This is a genomic window from Terriglobus sp. YAF25 (assembly GCF_052113305.1).
GTDB lineage: Bacteria > Acidobacteriota > Terriglobia > Terriglobales > Acidobacteriaceae > Terriglobus.
This window is the reverse complement of the sequence record NZ_JBFRCY010000672.1, coordinates 1-3,721: the sequence shown is the minus strand read 5'-3', so window position 1 is coordinate 3,721 and position 3,721 is coordinate 1. Positions and strand designations below refer to the sequence as shown.

Below are 3,721 nucleotides of genomic sequence, written 5' to 3'. Positions count from 1 at the left end.
GGGCACTACAGAGCAGCGACTCCGGCGCTGGTGACGACGCCTATTATCTGCGATCGATTGGCCGGGCGCTTGATGTTCTAAATTGCTTTGACGGTCAGACCCCTCTCTCACTAAAGGAAATCAGCGGCCGGACAAAGCAGCCTGAATCCAGCCTTTTCCGCGTTCTAAGAACACTCGAAAGTCGCGAGTACCTCGTGCAGGATCGTGATGGGACATACCAGTTAGCGCCACGCTTAGTCTTTGGATGGTTAGTTCGTGCCGCTGATCACGTAAAGGAGGTTGCACGCCCTGAACTGGAGTGGCTGGCAAATCACTTCAATGAAACCGCAAGCCTCGCCTTTTTGTTCGACGATCGGATCCATGTACTCGATTGCCGGGAGACCTTTCACGAAATCCGCATGACAAACAAGAAAGGCCGCTTTCTGCCACCCCATTGTTCGGCGATGGGAAAGGTCATCACCGCCTTCCAGGAGAGGCCGGCTGCGGACCAGATGCTTGAGGTGTATGGACTGAACCCACGCACAGAGCACACCATTGTGGACAGAAAACGTCTCTATGCTGAATTTGAAGAGATACGAAAGACAGGGATTGGGTGCGATCGTGAAGAATCGATTCGCGGCGGTATCTGCTTTGCGGCCGCAATCCAGCCCAAGGATAAACCTGTCGTGGCGGCTATCAGTATTTCAACACCGTCTATAAGAATGGATAAGGCTCGGGAAACCGAGCTTCAGGCGGCGGTTTTGGAAGCGGCGAAGAAAATCGCCTCAAAGCTATAGGTCCTAGAACGCTAAAAATTGAGGGGTGCTACCAGCCCAAGGTAGCACCCCTCAATTTCACGTCCTCCGAAGCGCCAGGACCTAGTTTTGAAAGAGCGTATCGACGGTCGGAATCTTTTTAGCGATCTCAGAACGTATCGCATCCGCTTCGCGAGCCGCCTCTTCTTCATTCGCCGCGTCCGTCCAGGGAATCTCCATCACAAGGATGCCGATCTTATTTCCCTTTGCATCGAACATGGGCATTTTCATGTTGAAGAATTGGCCGTCGGTGTTGCGCGGGCCGTAGATCTTTCCTTCCTTCACAGCTTCGAAATCGCCTTGCGAAGTGTGAACCCCGATGCGGGTTTCGTTGGCGTTCGCGATGATCACCATTGCCTTTTGTCCTGGCGGCACAGCGTGACTCCTGTCGCCACGCTGCCGAGAGAGACGTAGTGATTGAGATCGGACTGAGAGAAGACATCAATGTAGCCATCGCCGGAGGCATAGATGCGGCGCGATACAAGGTCGTAAATTACATCGTCGACTCCGCCGTGAATCTCCAGCTTCTGAACCTCAGCGCCGGTGTTGCTATCCAGTACAACGATCTGATTGCTTCTGCAGCCAAGAAATAGTCTTTGCCGCTGCTCGTCGAGCGCAATCGCAACATTCCCTTTGCAACTCGTAATAGGCCATTCTGCAATCTTCGAGTGTGTATACCGGTTCACGACTACGAGCGAATTCTTCGCTGTGTCGTTCAGATAGAGCCTGGGACGGTATGCATCCAGAGCCATCGCTTCCAGGGTCTCTCCCTCGATCACGATGTCCTGCTTCTTCTGGTTACTGTCAGTATCGATAACGCTCAGATGCGATACTTTCTCTCCTACATCCTTGCCGCCATTGGCCACATACAGCATCTTTTTTGAGATGTCGTATCCGATAGCATCCGCATCCTTAAGTACCGGAACTCGCGCCACCTGTTGATAGCTCTGGCCGTCGAAGACACGGACCGAACCATCAAGACCATCGGTAACATAGAGACGGTCAATATCGCTGCGGTAAAGAATGGCGTGCGGCTTCTGTACTGCGAGTTTATGAATGGCCTCGCCGGACGAAGCGTCAAGCACCAGAACCATTCCGTCTTGTTCGGGTGTTACAAAGAGGCGATTGCGCTTGAGGTCGACTGCAAAATGATCAAAATTGCCCTCTTTTAAAGTGGGCAAGGAGAACGTACCTGCGATCCGCAGGGGCTGGTCCTTCGAGTCCTGTGCCTTCTCCGGATTCACCTGAGAGCCGGCCGAAAGTGTAAGAACAAACCCGGTCAGAGCGGCGCATGCTGCAAACGAGAATTTCATGAGTTCCCTTTTGAAAGAAGAGTGGCGTGGTCCATGACGCGTTGTATGTCATGGACCAGAGCGAATGCGAATTAGTTGTTTGTGCGGTACACGAGAATACCGGCTACATCAACGTCTGTCTTAGGATGTGCGACGAAGAAGAGACCAACCTGAGGGACGAGGATCGAGGTCTTACCGCCGTTTGTTGGAATACGCGTAACCTCTGTGTACGTGTCAGGGGTGTCCTGGTGATAGATGCTCAGTCCCTGCGTTCCGCTAACGTACAGAAGCTTGTGAACCGAATCCCAGTTCATATCATCGTTCTTCTCAATTGTTGGAAGCTGGCTCACAGCCTTACCGTCACGATCAAAAACATAGAGAATGCCAGGAGCCCTGCCGGCGGTAAAGATGCGTTCATTCTGGGAATCGACGATCAACGCCGTGTTGTGCGCCATTCCCGGAGCAGTCCAAGTCGAAATAAGCTTCTTCGCGGCCAGGTCATACACACCAACCTGCTGCTTGTCACGGATGTTGACGTAGAGCCGATTGTGGTCGGTATCGACACCGATGGACTCCACGTTATTGCCGGGGACATCCAGGTCGCCGATCAGTTTGCCCTCATCGACCGAGAAGATCGAGATCTTCGACGTCTCCATCTGCGCTGAGATACCGCCGTTCCCGATGTAATAAAGGCGATTCTTTTTGTCATAGAAGGCTGCATCCGGAGAATCACCAAACTTGGTGGCGGCACCGCTGATCAGGGGAATGTGATTGGTAATCTCAAGCGTCTCGCCCGAGACCAGCGTGAGATCGGAGGCCGCACCATCACAGACCATCAGTTCGTCCTTCTCGGGAGCAAAAGCGATGGAATGCGGAGTCTTGAATCCGGGAATACTCTGCAGATGCTTGCCGGAAGTCAAATCGAAGACTTCGACGGAGTGATGCACTTCGGCGGCCAGGAAGAGATGGTTCCGCTTCAGGTCGACGGTGAAGTGATCGAAATCGCCAACGATATCGGGAAGATAGGTCTGCGATACAAGGGTCAAAGATGCTTTGTTGGCGCCGGCAGCCGGATGAGCTGTGTGTTGCGCGAGTACGGCTGGAGTGAAGGAGGCCAGGAGTAACAGGGCGATACGAATGTTCATGTGCTCTCTTTGTTGAAGTAATGAAGGGTTAGCCGCGGGCATTGTAGAGATCCCCTCGGCCTTTTGTGAGCGACGCCGGCTAATAATTCAAGCGCAGGGCGAACTCGAAGACACGCGGGGTACCGGTACCTACGAGGCCAGAACTATTGACAGGGCTTGTAATCTTTCCAAACGTCGCAGTACCGAACGAAGAGCTTGGATTCGCATACTGTGAGCGATTCAGTAGATTGAATGCCTCCGCCCGGAAGGTCAGAGCATTGCGTTCGGTGAGACGGAAGGCTTTCTCTACCGCGGTATCGTCTTGCCAGAGTGTTGGCCCGGTCGCGATATTGCGACCGAGATTACCCCACTGGCCATTTGCCGGGGCACTGAATGCCGCTGGATTTAACCAGCCGTTAATACCGCCGTTGCCATAGATCGGCTGTCCTGGAACCCGATTTGGACGCTGGCTGGCATTATTTCCATCCGGCAATGCGCTGCTGGCACGGCT

Annotated in this window: 4 protein-coding genes and 1 pseudogene; 1 reads left to right on the top strand and 4 read right to left on the bottom strand. The window is 53.4% G+C overall.

Annotated features, from left to right (window positions below; all coding sequences use genetic code 11):
* Nucleotides 1–776 (top strand): IclR family transcriptional regulator (locus AB4043_RS22155; protein ID WP_442308115.1); only part of this gene is annotated, 776 nt, incomplete at its 5' end.
* A gap of 81 nt (nt 777–857) precedes the next feature.
* On the opposite strand, the gene AB4043_RS22150 is transcribed toward AB4043_RS22155, so the two are convergent.
* From AB4043_RS22150 to AB4043_RS22135, 4 genes and pseudogenes are all read right to left on the bottom strand, one after another.
* Nucleotides 858–1,169 (bottom strand): hypothetical protein, encoded by a 312-nt coding sequence (locus tag AB4043_RS22150; protein ID WP_442308114.1) that lies wholly within the window; start codon nt 1,167–1,169, stop codon nt 858–860.
* Nucleotides 1,142–2,107, bottom strand: coding sequence for a YncE family protein (locus AB4043_RS22145; RefSeq protein ID WP_442308113.1), 966 nt, complete (start codon nt 2,105–2,107; stop codon nt 1,142–1,144). The genes AB4043_RS22150 and AB4043_RS22145 overlap by 28 nt, the downstream gene beginning before the upstream one ends.
* A gap of 71 nt (nt 2,108–2,178) precedes the next feature.
* Nucleotides 2,179–3,231 (bottom strand): YncE family protein, encoded by a 1,053-nt coding sequence (locus AB4043_RS22140; protein ID WP_442299540.1) that lies wholly within the window; start codon nt 3,229–3,231, stop codon nt 2,179–2,181.
* Between the two features lie 79 nt (nt 3,232–3,310).
* A pseudogene (locus AB4043_RS22135) lies at nt 3,311–3,721 on the bottom strand (TonB-dependent receptor); the annotation flags it as partial.

What these genes read in the sequence shown, in the direction of transcription:
- AB4043_RS22145 (WP_442308113.1), bottom strand. Translation starts at nt 2,107, where the DNA reads ATGAAATTCTCGTTTGCAGCATGCGCCGCTCTGACCGGGTTTGTTCTT.
- AB4043_RS22140 (WP_442299540.1), bottom strand. Translation starts at nt 3,231, where the DNA reads ATGAACATTCGTATCGCCCTGTTACTCCTGGCCTCCTTCACTCCAGCC.